The organism is Bacillus aerolatus, from assembly GCF_009183655.1.
In the GTDB taxonomy this organism is placed as follows: Bacteria; Bacillota; Bacilli; order Bacillales; family Domibacillaceae; genus Pseudobacillus; species Pseudobacillus aerolatus.
In genome coordinates, this window is sequence record NZ_WEIO01000011.1 from 20,538 (window position 1) to 36,294 (window position 15,757).

At 43.6% G+C, this 15,757-nt stretch carries 14 protein-coding genes, 2 pseudogenes and 1 riboswitch; of the genes and pseudogenes, 8 read left to right on the top strand and 8 right to left on the bottom strand.

Annotated features, from left to right (window positions below; genetic code table 11):
- The first annotated feature begins 213 nt into the window (after window positions 1-213).
- Entirely contained in the window at window positions 214-1,131 is a 918-nt protein-coding gene (murB, locus tag F9802_RS16100; protein ID WP_152153789.1) for a UDP-N-acetylmuramate dehydrogenase, read from the top strand.
- Between the two features lie 171 nt (window positions 1,132-1,302).
- On the opposite strand, the gene F9802_RS16105 is transcribed toward murB, so the two are convergent.
- Complete coding sequence (locus tag F9802_RS16105; RefSeq protein WP_152153790.1) at window positions 1,303-2,454, bottom strand: MFS transporter; 1,152 nt, start codon at window positions 2,452-2,454, stop codon at window positions 1,303-1,305.
- Between the two features lie 203 nt (window positions 2,455-2,657).
- Here F9802_RS16105 and F9802_RS16110 point away from each other — a divergent pair, with 203 nt between their 5' ends.
- The 3 genes from F9802_RS16110 to F9802_RS16120 all read left to right on the top strand — a co-directional run bounded on the left by F9802_RS16110 (window position 2,658) and on the right by F9802_RS16120 (window position 4,017).
- Window positions 2,658-3,104, top strand: a complete 447-nt coding sequence (locus F9802_RS16110) for a LytTR family DNA-binding domain-containing protein (protein WP_152153793.1) — start codon at window positions 2,658-2,660, stop codon at window positions 3,102-3,104.
- A gap of 6 nt (window positions 3,105-3,110) precedes the next feature.
- Window positions 3,111-3,512, top strand: coding sequence for a DUF3021 domain-containing protein (locus tag F9802_RS16115; protein ID WP_152153795.1), 402 nt, complete (start codon window positions 3,111-3,113; stop codon window positions 3,510-3,512).
- A 139-nt stretch (window positions 3,513-3,651) separates the two neighbouring features.
- Window positions 3,652-4,017 carry a hypothetical protein gene (locus tag F9802_RS16120; protein ID WP_152153796.1) on the top strand — a complete coding sequence of 122 codons (366 nt, stop codon included), beginning with the start codon at window positions 3,652-3,654 and terminating at the stop codon, window positions 4,015-4,017.
- Between the two features lie 197 nt (window positions 4,018-4,214).
- On the opposite strand, the gene F9802_RS16125 is transcribed toward F9802_RS16120, so the two are convergent.
- From F9802_RS16125 to F9802_RS16135, 3 genes are all read right to left on the bottom strand, one after another.
- Window positions 4,215-5,372, bottom strand: a complete 1,158-nt coding sequence (locus tag F9802_RS16125; protein ID WP_318636120.1) for a Leu/Phe/Val dehydrogenase — start codon at window positions 5,370-5,372, stop codon at window positions 4,215-4,217.
- A gap of 212 nt (window positions 5,373-5,584) precedes the next feature.
- Complete coding sequence (gene trhO, locus F9802_RS16130) at window positions 5,585-6,541, bottom strand: oxygen-dependent tRNA uridine(34) hydroxylase TrhO (RefSeq protein WP_152153798.1); 957 nt, start codon at window positions 6,539-6,541, stop codon at window positions 5,585-5,587.
- Window positions 6,542-6,731: 190 nt separating this feature from the next.
- Entirely contained in the window at window positions 6,732-7,478 is a 747-nt protein-coding gene (locus tag F9802_RS16135; RefSeq protein ID WP_152153800.1) for a MerR family transcriptional regulator, read from the bottom strand.
- Window positions 7,479-7,635: 157 nt separating this feature from the next.
- On the opposite strand from F9802_RS16135, the gene F9802_RS16140 reads away from it, so the two are divergent.
- Together F9802_RS16140 and F9802_RS16145 are read left to right on the top strand one after the other, a co-directional pair.
- A complete protein-coding gene (locus F9802_RS16140; protein WP_152153802.1) occupies window positions 7,636-8,244 on the top strand; it encodes a flavin reductase family protein in 609 nt (202 codons plus the stop codon).
- Between the two features lie 26 nt (window positions 8,245-8,270).
- Window positions 8,271-8,879: an alpha/beta hydrolase gene (locus F9802_RS16145; RefSeq protein ID WP_152153804.1), complete on the top strand. Its 609-nt coding sequence runs from the start codon at window positions 8,271-8,273 to the stop codon at window positions 8,877-8,879.
- Window positions 8,880-8,936: 57 nt separating this feature from the next.
- Here F9802_RS16145 and F9802_RS16150 read toward each other — a convergent pair whose 3' ends face one another.
- The 4 genes and pseudogenes from F9802_RS16150 to F9802_RS16165 all read right to left on the bottom strand — a co-directional run.
- Window positions 8,937-9,893: an ATP-grasp domain-containing protein gene (locus F9802_RS16150; RefSeq protein WP_152153806.1), complete on the bottom strand. Its 957-nt coding sequence runs from the start codon at window positions 9,891-9,893 to the stop codon at window positions 8,937-8,939.
- On the bottom strand, window positions 9,894-10,955 hold the full coding sequence (locus tag F9802_RS16155) for an LLM class flavin-dependent oxidoreductase (protein ID WP_152153808.1): 1,062 nt from the start codon (window positions 10,953-10,955) through the stop codon (window positions 9,894-9,896).
- A 65-nt stretch (window positions 10,956-11,020) separates the two neighbouring features.
- On the bottom strand, window positions 11,021-12,391 hold the full coding sequence (locus F9802_RS16160; protein ID WP_152153810.1) for an LLM class flavin-dependent oxidoreductase: 1,371 nt from the start codon (window positions 12,389-12,391) through the stop codon (window positions 11,021-11,023).
- Between the two features lie 73 nt (window positions 12,392-12,464).
- A pseudogene (locus F9802_RS16165) lies at window positions 12,465-13,748 on the bottom strand (O-acetylhomoserine aminocarboxypropyltransferase/cysteine synthase family protein); the annotation flags it as partial.
- 82 nt (window positions 13,749-13,830) lie between these two features.
- Window positions 13,831-13,936: riboswitch (SAM riboswitch) on the bottom strand.
- A gap of 117 nt (window positions 13,937-14,053) precedes the next feature.
- On the opposite strand from F9802_RS16165, the pseudogene F9802_RS16170 reads away from it, so the two are divergent.
- Window positions 14,054-14,494 (top strand): annotated as a pseudogene (locus F9802_RS16170) (5-methyltetrahydropteroyltriglutamate--homocysteine S-methyltransferase); the annotation flags it as partial.
- 223 nt (window positions 14,495-14,717) lie between these two features.
- Window positions 14,718-15,350, top strand: coding sequence for a flavodoxin family protein (locus tag F9802_RS16175; protein ID WP_152153817.1), 633 nt, complete (start codon window positions 14,718-14,720; stop codon window positions 15,348-15,350).
- Window positions 15,351-15,757: the final 407 nt, after the last annotated feature.

Consider the following 15,757-nt stretch of genomic DNA (forward strand, 5'->3'; position numbering starts at 1 on the left):
AGCAAATATGTATTATAAGCAGCGGTCAGTTAGTTTCAGCATCCAAAGGCAGAAGTGGGGTGAGTGAGCGTGTGGCTGAAAGAGACAATCTCTTAAATTGCAAGCACTGCTTCCCTTTCCAAATTGGCTGTTTTTGATTAGAATGGAAGAGGAAAGAGCGAATATCTCTCTGCATTTTTCCATACTAACTAGAATATAACGAGGTATAAACATATGCTGAATAAAGACATTTATAAAGAACTGATTCGTATTTGTGGTGAAAAGAATGTGTTGCGGGATGAGCCGCTCAAACGTCATACGTTAGTGAAAATTGGCGGCAAAGCTGATTTTTTTGTTATGCCTGAAACATATGAAGAAGTGGCTGAAGTGATTCGTTTAAAAGAAAAGTATAACGTGCCGTTTATGCTTCTTGGCAACGGCTCCAATGTCATTGTCCGCGATGGCGGTATTCGCGGTATCGTGCTGCAGTTTAAACACCTGACCGAGCTGCGTATCGAAGAAAACAAGTTAATTGCTCAAGGGGGCGCCAATATTAAAGACGCTTCCCGTTTGGCGCTCGAACATCATTTAGCTGGACTGGAGTTTGCCTGCGGGATCCCCGGCTCAATCGGCGGAGCGATGGTCATGAATGCCGGAGCATACGGCGGCGAAGTAAAAGATGTGATTGACCACGTGAAAGTAGTCACTCAAAAAGGCGAACTTCGCACATTAAAGAAGGATGAATTGGCACTCGGCTACCGTACAAGTATTATCGGTAAAAATAACGATATTGTTCTAGAAGCGGTGTTTATTCTAGAAGCTGGCGATCCGGCAGAGATTAAAGAAAAAATGGATGATTTTACTTTCCAAAGAGAATCCAAACAACCGCTCGAATATCCATCCGTCGGCAGTGTGTTCAAGCGGCCGCCGGGCTACTTCGCAGGAAAGCTGATTCAAGACAGCGGACTGCAGGGGAAAGGTGTCGGCGGCGCTGAAGTATCCACGAAGCATGCGGGCTTTATCGTAAACAAAAATGATGCCACAGCTTCGGATTACATTGCAACAATTGACATGGTGCGGAAGAAAGTAAAAGAAACGTTCGGGGTAGAGCTTGAGTTAGAAGCAAAAATCATTGGCGAAGAAATGAAATAACTTTCTTTGAAAGAAGGGCAGTCCTACGGTCAGGGCTGCTTTTTTGAATGGGCTGCGCAGCGTGACGGGGTTAATGGCAGGGGCAGGGCTCGCGCAATTTGCCGTAACAGCTGCAAATGCAGGCGTGCAACTCATCTTGTCTTAACAGGCGGCTTCAATAGAAGCCGCCTGTTAAGATTGTCTTTCTTTTATGACTGGCGGTTCTTTCAGGAGACTGCCGGCTGCTGCTGCAATTAACAAAACTCCCGTAAACAGAAAGCCTTCTGATGCCGTGAACTCAAGCAGGCCGGTTACTCCAGAACCTGCGACAACGCCGAATGAGAAAAACGCGTAAAAATAGCCATACGCTTTGCCGCGGTGAGCTGGTACAACAGCGCTGACTAATAACGAATTGAGCGACGGAAATAAAAAGGCAAAGCCAATTCCATACAATGCCATGCATACATAAAGGAACTGAATGACTCCCATCTGGCTGATTAAAACGAGGCTGATTCCCATCACCGTCATGCCAAACGCCAGCGTCCACATCGGCTTAACCCGGTCAAAAACAGTATTGATCGGCAGAAGAAATACAAGAATGGCCATTATGCCGAATACGCTTAACAGCATGCCGCTCGTCTGGGCATCATAGCCGAGGTGAATCACTTTCAGCGGCAGCATATAAGCGAGCACTCCCTGTGAAAACATAAGCAGAAATGCCCCGATAAATGCTTTCACAACGTTTGCATTTTGAAAAAAAGCAAGCACTGTCATCTTCTCTTTTTGTTCTTCTTTCGGTGCTGTTTTCGTATTTGTGCGTAAAAAGAACAGAGCAAGCATGCCTAATATAAGCAGCGACACAGCTGTAACGGTCAAAACAGTAGTTTCACTTGTTCTGCTGGCCACAATCCCGCTGAATGCCGGCCCCACAATAGCTGCGAGACCAACAAAAGCACCCGAAATGGCTGCTCCTTTACCTTTCTTTCCTTCTGCCGCTGCGTTAGCCAAATAAGTGAAAGCCGCTGGCACAATTAAGCCTGCCAATAACCCGTGTAAAAAACGAATAGCGAGCAGTGACCAGGCGTCTACAGCCAAATGATAAAGCAGCAGGGCCGCACCAGTTAACAACAGCCCGGTCAATAAAATTCGAAATGCCCCTTTTTTATCAGTTAAAAACCCGGAAAAGATATTTCCAATTGTGTTAGAGAAAGAATACATGCCGACAGCAAGTCCAGTTAACAATGGAGTAGCGCCGAGAGACTCGGCAAAAGGACTCATAATCGGCAGCTGGGTAAACAAATCAAAAAACGAGAAAAAAACAATTACATAAACAAAAGCACGCATATTTTTAGCCGCTCCTATCTGGTTGTCTTCCTTTTATTCTTCTTTTCGTTTGAAGTTTTGTCAAGGGATGCATGGATTAGAATCTACTTAACTGTAAACTCTGCCACTTTTCACGCATGTTATAACAAAAAATTAACGGGTTATGCCATTTTCAGCCAATAAAAGCAAAGGCGGACTATACTATATACAGAGGGGGTGAGCCGGTGGATATTAAAATCGACATGAGTGATAAGCATGAGGAGCCTTCCATTACCATTCACGCCAAAGAGTGGACAGAGGAACTTGAAGCGATTGTCAAATGGTTAAAAGGGCCGCGGAGAAAGCGGCTCGTGGGGGAAATGAACGGCCAGTCGATTGTCATTCAGCCGGATGAAATTGATTATGTGCAGGCGGATGGACGGAAGGTGATGGCTGTATTAAGCGGACGTTCCGTTGAACTGAAGATGAAACTGTATGAGGTTGAGGAAATACTGGATGAAAATCAGTTTACTCGTTTTTCCAAATCGGTCATCGGTAATCTAGATCAAATTAAACATTTTGAGTTGTTCTTCAACGGAAATTTATGCATCACATTTAAATCAGGCAATAAAGAATACGTGTCGAGAAAATACGTAAAGACGATGAAAGAAAAATTAACGACAGGAGGATGAAAAAATATGTTTGAATTTTTAAAACGGTCATCGGTTGGGGTCAGTATAGCAGGCATTCTGACGTTCATTGCACTGACTGTCATGATGTTGAATGATGTAGAAGCATCTGTTTCGCAAATCTGGCTGAACATGCTCGGCAGTATCGTGATCGGTATTTATTTTGGGACAGCTTCCATGCTTTTTGATATTGAGTCGTGGAGTTTGCTCAAGGCTACATCAATCCACTTTGTTCTTTCACTTTTTGTCTATTACCCACTCGCCGTTTACATTGGCTGGATTCCTTTAGCAGCAGTTCCGATCATTCTTAGTTTTGTCACTTTTACTATTATTTACTGTTTATTCTGGTTTGGCACCCGCTTGTATTTAAGAAAAATGGAACGGTCTATCAATGCCTCTATTCGAAAATAAGAGAGACAGAAGCTGCACGGATAAGCAGCTTCTGCTTTTTTAATTTCGCTGTCCATAATTGTTGTGTCTTATCAGTAAATCAGTCAAAATAAATAGAAACATATTTATTTTTGAAACGGTAAAAGAGGAGTTTTTTATCATGAATAAAGCGTGGTTCTGGTTTACTTGGGTGTTAACTTTCATTGTTGTCAATCTGGCAGCAGTTCCGATTGCGATGTTTGCGCTTTTTGGGACGCAAGAAGGAACGAGTATTTTTTCTGCGGATTATGCCGTTGCAGCAGGCATTTTTCTGCTTAGCAACTTCATCACTCTACAAATGCTTATTGCCGGCCGTAAAGATTATAAAAAAGGTTTTCTTGTCGGCTTGAATGTGGCAGTATTGCAAGTGGCTGGTCTTGTCGTATTTATCTCTACAATTTCGACTGCAGCGATCATTTTCACGATGGTCATCATTGTCATCGCAGCCGTGTTATTAATACAAGAGCTGCGGCGGAGAAGATACTAGTTGATGAATGGATAGTGATAAAAAACGTGAAAACACTTTGTCATAGGTGAACGAAAAGCAGGGATAAATAGTGAGCGTGAAAAAGTGCTGCTGCAAGCGTGGAAGGAAGCAGCCGGCCAGTCAGCCTCACATAAAGCTTAAATCAAACCAGCCGCTGCTTGTCATAAGCAGCGGCTGGTTTGATGGAAAAGTAATAATTATTGGCGAATTTGCCATTTTGGCCGTTTATTTGGAGAAAAAAAGCTGTTTCTTTTATTTCGTGCCTTTAGTCTATTTTCACAAATTTGGTGGGCTGCTTCTACTGTCGTGATATCGTGAGTTTCAGCTTGGCACAGTACTTCCAGGATCGAATGATAAATTGCTTTTGTTTTATTTAACACACGGTTTTTATCGGGACCGTACAATTCGTCCGCTACTTGAATAACGCCGCCGCTGTTGACGATGTAATCCGGCGCATACAAAATGCCTTTGTTTTTTAATACAAGCGCATGATCGTCATTAGCCAACTGGTTGTTGGCTGCTCCGGCAATGCCTTTTACTTTTAATTGTTCAATCGTTTCGTCATTGAGAATACCGCCAATAGCGCACGGAACGAAAATGTCCGCATCTGTTCCATATATCTCCTCACCTTTAACAGCGATGACTTGGCCGTCGAGTTCTTTCGCTCTTTTTGTTAACCGGCTGACTGCTTCATCGCTGATATCTGTCACATATAAATCGGCTCCTTCTTTAAGCAGATGTTCTGCTGCTTTAAAGCCGACTTTTCCGAGGCCTTGAATCGCAAACTTTTTCCCGCTTAAATTTTCATGTCCCCATAAGCTGTTGGCCATTGCTTGAATGCTGTATAGAATACCGAGCGCCGTCGGGATAGACGTTTCCCCGCCGCCGCCGTATTCTTCCGGCAGACCGGCGATGCAATTCGTTTCTTTATGGGCGTGGACAAAATCGTCCAGCACCGTTCCCATGTCGGTTCCCGTGTAAAAGCGACCATTCAAAGAATCAATAAATTGTCCATACGCCCGGAACATTTCCGGTGTTTTATCTTTATTAGGATCGCCGATAATCACCGCTTTTCCTCCGCCGAAGTCGAGATCAGCTGCAGCACATTTGTACGTCATGCCTTTTGATAGGCGCAGCACATCTTTTAACGCCTCATCGAATGATTTATAAGGCCGCATTCTCGTGCCTCCGAGCGCGGGACCGAGTGTCGTGTTATGAATGGCGATAATCGCTTTTAAGCCGGTGTCCGGATCATTACAGCATAATATTTGCTCATGCTCTTGAATTTTTGTAAATAAATCAAATGAAATAGATGAAGGCAATTCGTTGTTGTCCGTTGGCATTTTCATATTCATGATTAAACTCCTCCCTCAATAATTCCTCATATATTATATGAATCAAATAAATAGTTGAGAGCGCTTACAAAAAATAGTGTGTGATGTAAAAAGTAATCGCGCAAAAACATTCACTAACGTCAAAAAACAATAAAATAGAAACGCGGTGACACGCTAAAGCAACGCAAAGAAAAACCGCCTCTACTAAAGAAGTAAAGACGGTTTTTTCTTCATTACTGTTCTTTCAGTTGTTCAACTCTCTCTTGCCATTCCTCTTCTGTGAGACCGTGTTCAACGACGTATCGATTTCGCGGGTGTACGCGGCATTCATGTGAGCAGCTGCGCAAATGTTTATGCTCATTTTCTTCCGATGTTAAAATCTTTTTATTGCATTCCGGGTTAGCGCAGTTCACATAGCGTTCGCAAGGTTCGCCCGAGAAGAAGTCGCGGCCGACAATGACGTGCTCTTTCTGATTAACAGGAACGCTGATTCTTTCGTCGAATACGTAGCATTGCCCATCCCATAATTCTCCCTGTACTTCCGGGTCTTTGCCGTATGTGACGATTCCGCCGTGAAGCTGGGCCACATCTTCAAAGCCTTCTTTCAATAGCCAGCCGGAAAATTTTTCGCAGCGGACGCCGCCCGTGCAGTACGTTAGAATTTTCTTGCCTTCAAGCTTATCTTTGTTTTGGCGGACCCAATCCGGCAAATCTCTAAAGTTTGTAATATCTGGCTTAATAGCGCCTCTGAAGTGACCGAGGTCATATTCATAATCGTTGCGGGCATCAAGGATGACGGTATCTTCCTGCTGCATCTGTTCGAAAAATTCTTTTGGCTCCAAATGTTTGCCGGTAAGCTCTAAAGGATTAATGTCATCTTCCAAACGTAATGTTACGAGTTCCTTTTTCGGACGCACGTGCATTTTTTTAAATGCGTGCTCATCCGCTTCGTCGGTTTTATAAACCATGTCAGCGAAGCGTGGATCTTTCTTCATTTCATTCATATATTTCTCCGTTTGTTCGACGGTTCCTGATACGGTGCCGTTAATTCCTTCCGAAGAAATTAAAATGCGTCCTTTTAACCCGATTTCTTTGCAAAGTTCCAAGTGCTCGCTGGCTAATTCTTCGGGATCAGCAATAGGAACATAGTGATAATATAATAAAACTCTATATGGTTTTGTTGTATTCAATTTTCTTGCCGCCTTTATCAAAATAATTTTTCTGCAAAAAACAATGTCTTTTGCTTTATTTTTAAACACATATAATTATTTAAACAATTTTTCAGCGAGATAGCAAATGTTAGTTTTTACAATTTCCGAACTTCACAAAAAATTCAACAATGTGTTTTGTTTTGATAAATATGGAATATTTTGACTTTTGTTATTTTTTGTTGTTATCTGCATAAATGGCCATGGTATCACACATGAATTTTGCCAAACCTTCACCGAACTGGTCGATGTTTTTTGTGAAGCGTTCATCATCAACGTACATCTGGCCTAATCCTTTAAAGGCATCAAGCGAGTAGCTGCCAATTTTGTTTAAAAAGTCATACCATTCTTTAATAGCTGCCTGCGCTTTTTCTGAAGCAGGTGAAGTATGGCGCAAAGCAGCAAGTTTTGTGTAAATCGAATTCATTCCTGCAGAAAGATCGTTTTTCTCTTCTTTAGACATGTTTCCCATTTTGGCATTCGACTCATCAACTGTTTTATCGCCCCAGCGTTCTCGTGCCTCCTGTTCATATGAATTATGGCTGAAATCAAAGCCTTCAAACCTTTCTTTATTGGACATGTAAATCTCTCCTTCCGAGTGTTGGATCGTTTTCTCAACTGTTGTGATCATTTGATCGAGCCGGCGGCGCTTTTCTATAAGCATTTTCCGGTGCAGCTTTAACGCTTCGCGGCGGTCAAATGAAGGACTGCTGATTATTTCTTTTATTTTCTTTAAAGGGAAGCCGAGTTCTTTAAAAAACAGGATTTGCTGCAATGTTTCAAGGTTTTCATCCGTATAGAGTCGGTAACCGGAATCGGCCGTTTTCTTCGGACTTAATAACTCAATTTCATCATAATGATGCAGTGTGCGTACACTGACGCCTGCTATATTTGCGACTTCTTTAATTTTCTTTGCCATGCTTTTGCCTCCCTTATACGTTCAATATAAAGTATGACGTAACGGGAGAGTCAACAAGCAGTTTTAATCTTTTAAAAAGATGCCCTGATTGACAATTATCCATCTTTTGTTTTAGAATTATCTCGAATTCAAGATGATTTCATAAGGAGTGGTGACTATGATTTCGATTGATCCAACAGCGAACAATGTGAAAGAAAATTATAAGCTAATGATTGGAAGCATCGTGCCAAGACCCATTGCTTTCGTAACAACGAAGACGAAGGACGGTACGCTTAACGGGGCGCCTTTTAGTTACTTTAATATCGTCTCTGCTAATCCGCCAATGGTTTCATTGGCGATTCAAAGAACAGGTGCAGAGCAAAAAGACACCGCCCGCAATGCCATACAATCAAAAGAATTTGTTGTTCATATTGTCGATGAAGCGAACGTGGAAAAAATCAATGAAACAGCGGCCACTCTGCCGCCTGATGAAAGTGAAATAGATTTGGCGGGCTTGACTCCTGTCGACAGCACAAACATCTCTGTGCCGGGGATAAAAGAAGCAAGGATTCGGATGGAATGTGTGCTTGAGCATGCGTTTGAACTCGGAGGAGAGGATACTCCTGCCAGTGATTTGCTCATTGGAAAAGTCGTTTTGTTTCATTTTGAAGAAGACGTTTATGAAAACGGAAAGATTAATCACGGCGAATTAAAGGCAGTGAGCCGTTTAGCCGGTGCCGACTACGCCAAAGTCGGGGAGATTTTTCCTTTGAAAAGACCGAAATAACGAATGCACATCGAAAGGAGAAAAGGATGAAACATATATTTCAACAAGGCAAGCAGCCTTCAAAGCCAACGTTGCTTTTACTTCATGGAACAGGCGGCAACGAACAAGATCTTTTGCCTTTAGCAAAAGAAATAGACGGGGAGGCGTCAGTCCTCAGCGTCCGGGGAAATGTGCTGGAAAATGGCATGCCCCGTTTTTTCCGAAGATTGGCGGAAGGTGTGTTTGATGAAGAAGACCTTATTTTTCGCACGAAAGAATTAAACGAATTTCTCGATGAAGCGGCAGAAAAGTATGAATTCGACAGAAATAATATTGTAGCAGTTGGTTATTCAAATGGAGCAAATATTGCAGCAAGCTTGTTGTTCCATTATGAGGATGCGTTACGTGGTGCGATTCTCCATCACCCAATGGTGCCGAGAAGAGGCATTGATCTGCCGGATTTAACTGGAAAATCTGTGTTTATCGGAGCAGGCAGCAACGATCCGATTTGTCCGCCGGAAGAATCGAAAGAGCTTCAATCGTTGCTGGAAGAAGCCAATGCCGATGTACAGCTTCACTGGGAAAACAGCGGTCATCAGCTGACTTTTAAAGAAGTAGAAACGGCTGCCGCATGGTACCGAAAAACATGGAGCTAAACAGAAGTGAAAAGCAAAAAGCTAATCGTCCGGGTAGGCGATTAGCTTTTTTCATCGTTATTTAACGAGATTGCGATTTGTTTGTTGCAGTTTGCTTCCTAAATAATTTGCGACTTCCAGCATGCCATACTTGCCAGCGGCTGCTTCCGCATCAGGGTTGTAGTTTGTGTTTGTATTGACATCATAAGTGAAAATTTCTCCCGCTTCATTGCGGATAAATTCAATACCGGCAACTTGGATATTGTTTTGTTTAAGAAATGCTTCGTATTTTTCAATAATCGGATCTTGGAAGTTTTCGATAACCTGAAACTTCGGCTTTTCCGGTGTTTCTTCGCCGACCGGGCAAAACAAGTCGCCAATTTGGCATGCTTCTGCCGGGCAAAGTTCAAAGCCTTCTGATGTGTCGACCTGGACGGCGTAGACAAATTTGCCGCCGACAAATTCACAACGGGTAATATACGGTTCAGAGGCCTGGATATATTCCTGCACGAGTGTGATGCCGTCAACAGACGGATCAAATGCTGGGCCGTTGACGTATTCAGACAGCGCATCGATGGAATGGAACAGTTGGACGCCAAGCCCTTTTCCGGCCCGGTTATGTTTCGTGATAAAGGAAGACACTTGCAGCTTTTTTGCTGCTTCAATAATGTTCTCTTTGCCCACAGCCGCAATCGTTTTTGGTGTGCGGATGCCGGCAGATTGCAGAGCTGTATATTGATTCACTTTGCTTACTTCCAGACGGAGAGCACGGCTGCCGTTTAATACTGTCCGTCCGTGCTGTTCAAGCCAAGCGAGTACTGCTTCCGTTAACTCTGGCGCAAATCGGTGGCCCCGCGTGTGGGAAGAGGCGCTCATCCGGCTGTAAAATATGCCTTCTGGCGGGATGGAAGTTAAATTCGCTATACCTTCATTCAAATGCCATTGTTCGTAAGGAAGCTGCAATTCATCGAGCCGCTTCGTTAAATGAACCGTCCATTCGTCATTTTCATGGATGATATAAATTTTTTCTGTCATTTACAATACTCCTTCCACTTGTAAAGAGCGCCGTTTTTCTTCTACTAAAGGCATGACGTCTTTGGCGAACCGCTCCATCTCCTCCAACTGCGGAGAAAACTGGAGCAGGAGCAAGTCGACGCCAGCTTCTTCGTAAGCGAGAATACGCTCGGCAATTTGTTCCGGAGTGCCCACTAAATTCGGGCGCAGGCCACGATTGGAAACCGAGTAATCATTCAGCTTCACTTGCTGCTCAAGCTGCGATTTGCTGACGAAATCATTGTATCCGGCGTAGCCGTCTGTTTCTTTTACGTCCGTAATACGCTGCCACTCTTCGAAAGCTTCTTCTTCACTGTCGCGGCAAATGACATAGGCAGCCATGCCGAATGATTGCAGCGGATCTTTTCCTGCTTTTTCCCGGCGTGCTTTCATATCATTAATTTTTATTTCGACTTCTTCCACTGTGCCTCCGTGCATGACGTAGGCATCACAGTTGTTAACGATCGCCTGTTTGCCGCGTTCACTTTCGCCTCCTGCATACAGAACCGGATTTGGCCGCTGTACCGGCTTAGGCGCCAGCCGGGCATTTTGGATATTATAAAACTCCCCTTTGTAAGTAAAGGTGTTTTCCGACCATAACCCCTTTAAAATATCGATAAACTCTTCTGTGCGGTCATATCGCTCGTCGTGTGCAGTAAATACTCCGCCATATTGTTTTGCCTCTTCTTCCCACCAAGCTGAAACGACATTTAAAGTGAAGCGGCCGTTTGATATATGATCAATATTTGCTGCCATCTTTGCTGCAACAGCAGGATTGTGGAAGCCGGGCCGCACGGCTGTCATAATTTCGATTTTTTCTGTAACAGCCGCCAGTGCCGCCGCCGTTGACCACGCTTCTAAAGAATCATGCTCAATTCCTTTAATATCGTTTAAATATAATTCTGCTATCAATGTCGTATCATAGCCCCATTTCTCAGCAGACTGGATGACTTGCTTTGCGTAATCAAACGTCGGCGGCATTTGCTCCTCTTCTACATTTCTAAGCCATCCGCCAAAGATAGGCAGCCAAAATCCATATTTCATCTTTATTTCCCCCATTATATAATTGTGTAATCTCTAGGCTTTTTTACATAGCCTTGGTGAATATGTTAAGCGCGGCTTTCTGCGGCGAATAGCTGTTCCTTTTGCTGTTTGCCTATGTGATGGGCCGGCAAGTGATCGCTGTTGAACAATTTACGGCGGAATGTACCCTCGCCATATTCTTTTTGCACTAATCCGCGCTCTTGCAAGATCGGCACTACGTATTCAACAAAATCTTCAAACGTGCCAGGTGTTATGGCATAAGCCACGTTAAATCCATCAACGCCCGTTACATCGACCCACTCTTCAAGCGAGTCCGCCACTTGTTCAGGAGAACCGACAACGACTGGTCCAAATCCGCCGACACCGACAAAGTCGGCCGTTTCTTCAACTGTTAAGTGGGAAAAGGATTTTAAGGTTGAGCGGATAGCATCGTTTTGAACATATTGAATTTCTTCGCCCGGTTTCAGCCCATCCATGTCTACACCTGTCCAGCCGCCGACAAGAGCAAGTGCACCTTCGTAACTTGCATATTTTTTATACTCTTTGTACTTTGCTTCCGCTTCTTCCTCTGTGGCACCGACAATCGGAGTAATCATTGTAATGATTTTCAATTCATCTGCTTCACGCCCCGCTTTTAAAGCTTCTTCTCTAAAAGCGGTGACGGTGTTTTTCGTTTTTTCCATGGATGTGGAAGCGATAAAAACGAGTTCTGCGTGTTTGGCTGCAAACTTCCGGCCGCGGGATGAAGCACCAGCTTGAAAAATAACCGGAGTCCGCTGCGGTGAAGGTTCGCAAAGGTGAGCGCCGGGCACTTGATAGTATCTTCCGTTGTGCCGAATGTCGTGAACTTTCGCAGGGTCTGTGTAAATGCCGCGTTCTTTATCCATAATAACCGCATCGTCTTCCCAGCTGGCTTCCCACAATGTATAAACCACTTCTAAATATTCATCGGCCATGTCGTATCGTTCATCGTGACTCATTTGCCGGTCAAGGCCTAAATTGCGCGCGGCACTGTCCAAGTAAGAGGTGACGATATTCCAGCCAATCCGGCCTTTTGTTAAGTGGTCTAGCGTAGAGATTCTCCTTGCAAATGTGTAAGGGTGCTCGTAGCTGACAGAAGCCGTCAGCCCGAATCCGAGATGCTTTGTTGCCTGCGCCATAATCGGAACGACAAAAGCTGGGTCATTTACCGGTACTTGGGCACCGCTCTGCACAGCGGGATCGCGTGAGTCTTTGTACACGTCATATGTACCTAAAACATCAGCTAGAAAAATCGCATCAAAACGGCCTTTTTCCAATAACTTAGCCAAGTGTGCCCAATACTCTGCATCTTTGTAAGTGGAAGAGCGGTCCTCAGGATGCGTCCATAAGCCGGGGGATTGGTGTCCAGCACAGTTCATATCAAACGCATTTAAATAAATTCTTTTTTTTGCCATTATTTTTCCCCTCCATATGTTCAATCATCTGATCGTGCAGCTAAGCAAAAGAAGGTGCTTTTTGCTGTTTTTCAGCTTTTTGCAAAGCCTGATCCAAATCTTCAATTAAGTCATCAATAGCTTCCAGGCCTACGGAAAGTCTGATTAATTCTTCCGTCACGCCTGTTGCTTTTAATTCTTCGTCAGACAGCTGCTGGTGAGTCGTTGAAGCTGGATGAATAATGAGTGATTTAGCATCACCGACATTCGCCAGGTGAGACCAGAGCTTAACTTGGTCAATCACATTTTCTGCCGCTTGGCGCCCACCTTTGGCTCCAAAAACAAGAACAGAGCCAAAGCCGTTCTCCAGTACTTCTTTTGCGCGTTCATGAGAAGGGTGGCTTGGAAGGCCAGGATAGGTCACCCATGAAACGGCCGGATGTTTTTCCAAGTATTCGGCCAGCTTTGCGGCATTTTCATTGTGCCTCTCTACGCGGACATGTAATGATTCCAGCCCTTGAAGGAGTAAAAATGCGTTGAACGGACTGAGGCTTGAGCCGAAATCACGCAGCAATTGAGCTCTCACTTTCGTTATATAGCCTTTATCTCCGAAATCTTCAGCAAACCGAACGCCGTGGTAACTTTTATCGGGTTCCGTAAATTGCGGAAACCGCGGATTATTCCAATCAAACGTGCCGCTGTCAATAATCACGCCGGCAATCGCATTTCCGTGTCCACCAATCCATTTAGTCGCCGAGTGTACGACGATATCAGCGTCATATTCGATCGGACGGTTGACGAAAGGAGTAGCAAACGTATTGTCAATTACGAGCGGAATACCGTTGTCATGAGCAATGTTTGCCACAGCTTCTGTATCCAGGATGTGCAGGCTCGGGTTTCCGATTGTTTCAGCAAAGACGGCTTTTGTTTTATCAGTGATCGCTGCTTTAAAGTTTTCGGGATTTGTTCCGTCCACAAATTTGACAGTGATCCCGTAATTGGCAAATGTGGAGGCAAATAAATTGTACGTGCCGCCGTATATGTTTGAAGCAGAGACAATTTCATCTCCTGCGCTTGCCAGTGTCAGCAAGGCGAGTGTAATAGCGGCTTGACCGCTTGAAGTTGCGACTGCCCCCGTTCCTTTTTCCAATAGCGCCATTCTTTTTTCAAACACATCAACTGTCGGGTTGCTCATCCGTGAATATATATTTCCTTCTTCTTCTAATGAAAAAAGTTTTTTGGCGTGGTCTGTGCTTTGGAATACGTAAGAAGTCGTCTGATAAATAGGTACGGCTCTTGAACCTGTTACAGGGTCCGGTATTTGTCCGCCGTGAACTGTGTTTGTTTCAAATTTCCGGTTTCTTTCTTCTGCTGTCATGAAAGCTGCCTCCTCGTTGCAGTTATAAAAAATAAAAAATTCCCCTTTTCGAAAGCAAAGAGGAATGACATGGATGTATTCACTCTTATCCTTCAAGAAGTTTCTTGCTGGAATTAGCACCATCCTGTCTTTAGACAGAGGTTGCTGAAGCGTCACCGGGCCAGTCCCTCAGCTTCTCTTGATAAGATTTATTCGATTGATCTTATCATAATATTCAAACAATATAGATGTCAATAGATTATTCTTATTTATTTCATCGGAATTGTATATTTTGTATTCGACCAGCCTCAAATGCCTATAACAATAATGAATCGATTGCCAACAAACCGGAAGATATGGTCATCACGATGCACATTTGCCGCGGAAACTTTAAATCTACATATACAGCAAGCGGCGGCTATGACAGCGTTTCTGAAGTTATCTTCGGAGGGCTTGATGTAGATGGTCTGTTCCTTGAATTTGATGACGAACGTTCAGGCGGATTTGAACCATTGAAGCACGTCAATAGAGAAGATTTGCAAATTGTGCTCGGGTTGATCACTTCTAAGTTTGGCGAGCTGGAAAAGCCGGAGAACATTCAAGCGAGAATTGAAGAAGCGAGCCAATATGTCAGTCTCGACCAGCTTTGCCTGAGCCCGCAATGCGGCTTCGCTTCCACAGAAGAAGGAAATCTTTTAACGGAAGAACAGCAGGGGGAGAAAGTCCACCACGTAGTGAAAATTGCGGGTGATGCATGGAAGCAATGAGGTAGAAAAAATATAGAATGAAAGAGGGTGTCCTAAAAGCCAAGCTTTTAGGATGCCCTCTTTTTTTCGGTAGATGGAATGGTGGACAAAATGATCAAAATGATGAACGAAGCTTTCCGGGGCTCAGAGGGCAAAATAGACTTGGCGAGTGGTTTCGCTTGTTTGGAATAGATGCATCAGGGAACAGTAAGGGAACATTATTCTTATAGGAGTGAATGTGCAAATGATGATTAAGGCACTTGTGCTTAACTGCACATTAAAGCCAAGCAGAGAGACTTCAAATACACAGGCATTGATTGAAGAAGTAACGAAGATTATGGAAGCGAATGATGTTTCTACAGAAATTTTAACAATGAACGATTTTAATATTGAAGTAGGAGTTACGGCAGAAGCTGTCAGTGAAAAAGATGAATGGCCAATGATTTTTGAAAAAGTGAAGAAAGCAGATATTCTTATTATCGGTTCGCCTATTTGGCTCGGCGATCAAAGCAGCATCACTACGAAAATTATTGAAAGACTTTATGGCGGCAGCAGTTTAACAAATGAAAAAGGCCAATATATTTATTACAACAAAGTCGGTGGTGTCATTGTGACAGGGAATGAAGACGGAGCGAAGCATGTTTCCCGTAACATCATCTATGCCTTATCACATATCGGGGTGACTATTCCGCCGAATGTTGATACGTACTGGGTAGGAGAAGCGGGTCCGGGTCCATCGTTCATTGAAGCCGAAGGATACAAAAACGAATTCACGATGCAACACGCCAAAATCATGGCGTACAACTTAATGCATTTTGCAAAGTTATTAAAAGAGAATCCGATCCCGACAGAAGGCAATGTAATCGACGGGAAATAAAAGGTCTTAATATAATTAGCAAGGCAGCTGGAAGAGTCGAATTGATGCAAATGCAAAAATAATTTGCAGTCATATAGAAGAGTTGAATAGGAATGATTTAGCAAAAGAGCTGGAAAAAGAGAGCTGATTTTCCAGCTCTTTTTTTGTGAAGAAGAGACGGGAAAACGGCAAAAAGGCTAGTGGGAGAAGCATTGATACAGCAGCATTTATGCATGGGAAATGAATATAAATACAAAAAGGAGTGAATGTTGATGCTTCAGAATAAACGTATTTATATTTTAGAATAATAACCTCCAAATAAAATTGTCGAATTTCGCGGAAGAAAAAAGGGATTCTAGTCTGGTTACTCTGATCCGCCAGCTTTTAAAGGTAAGGGAAGAGGGGAAATCCGTTTTATTTGCTAAAGG

Coding starts and splice junctions, on each gene's coding strand:
- F9802_RS16140 (WP_152153802.1), top strand. CDS start 7,636: ATGATTTCGATTGATCCAACAGCGAACAATGTGAAAGAAAATTATAAG.
- F9802_RS16105 (WP_152153790.1), bottom strand. CDS start 2,454: ATGCGTGCTTTTGTTTATGTAATTGTTTTTTTCTCGTTTTTTGATTTG.
- F9802_RS16175 (WP_152153817.1), top strand. CDS start 14,718: ATGATGATTAAGGCACTTGTGCTTAACTGCACATTAAAGCCAAGCAGA.
- F9802_RS16150 (WP_152153806.1), bottom strand. CDS start 9,893: ATGACAGAAAAAATTTATATCATCCATGAAAATGACGAATGGACGGTT.
- F9802_RS16115 (WP_152153795.1), top strand. CDS start 3,111: ATGTTTGAATTTTTAAAACGGTCATCGGTTGGGGTCAGTATAGCAGGC.
- F9802_RS16160 (WP_152153810.1), bottom strand. CDS start 12,391: ATGGCAAAAAAAAGAATTTATTTAAATGCGTTTGATATGAACTGTGCT.
- F9802_RS16125 (WP_318636120.1), bottom strand. CDS start 5,372: ATGAATATGAAAATGCCAACGGACAACAACGAATTGCCTTCATCTATT.
- F9802_RS16120 (WP_152153796.1), top strand. CDS start 3,652: ATGAATAAAGCGTGGTTCTGGTTTACTTGGGTGTTAACTTTCATTGTT.
- F9802_RS16155 (WP_152153808.1), bottom strand. CDS start 10,955: ATGAAATATGGATTTTGGCTGCCTATCTTTGGCGGATGGCTTAGAAAT.
- murB (WP_152153789.1), top strand. CDS start 214: ATGCTGAATAAAGACATTTATAAAGAACTGATTCGTATTTGTGGTGAA.
- F9802_RS16135 (WP_152153800.1), bottom strand. CDS start 7,478: ATGGCAAAGAAAATTAAAGAAGTCGCAAATATAGCAGGCGTCAGTGTA.
- F9802_RS16145 (WP_152153804.1), top strand. CDS start 8,271: ATGAAACATATATTTCAACAAGGCAAGCAGCCTTCAAAGCCAACGTTG.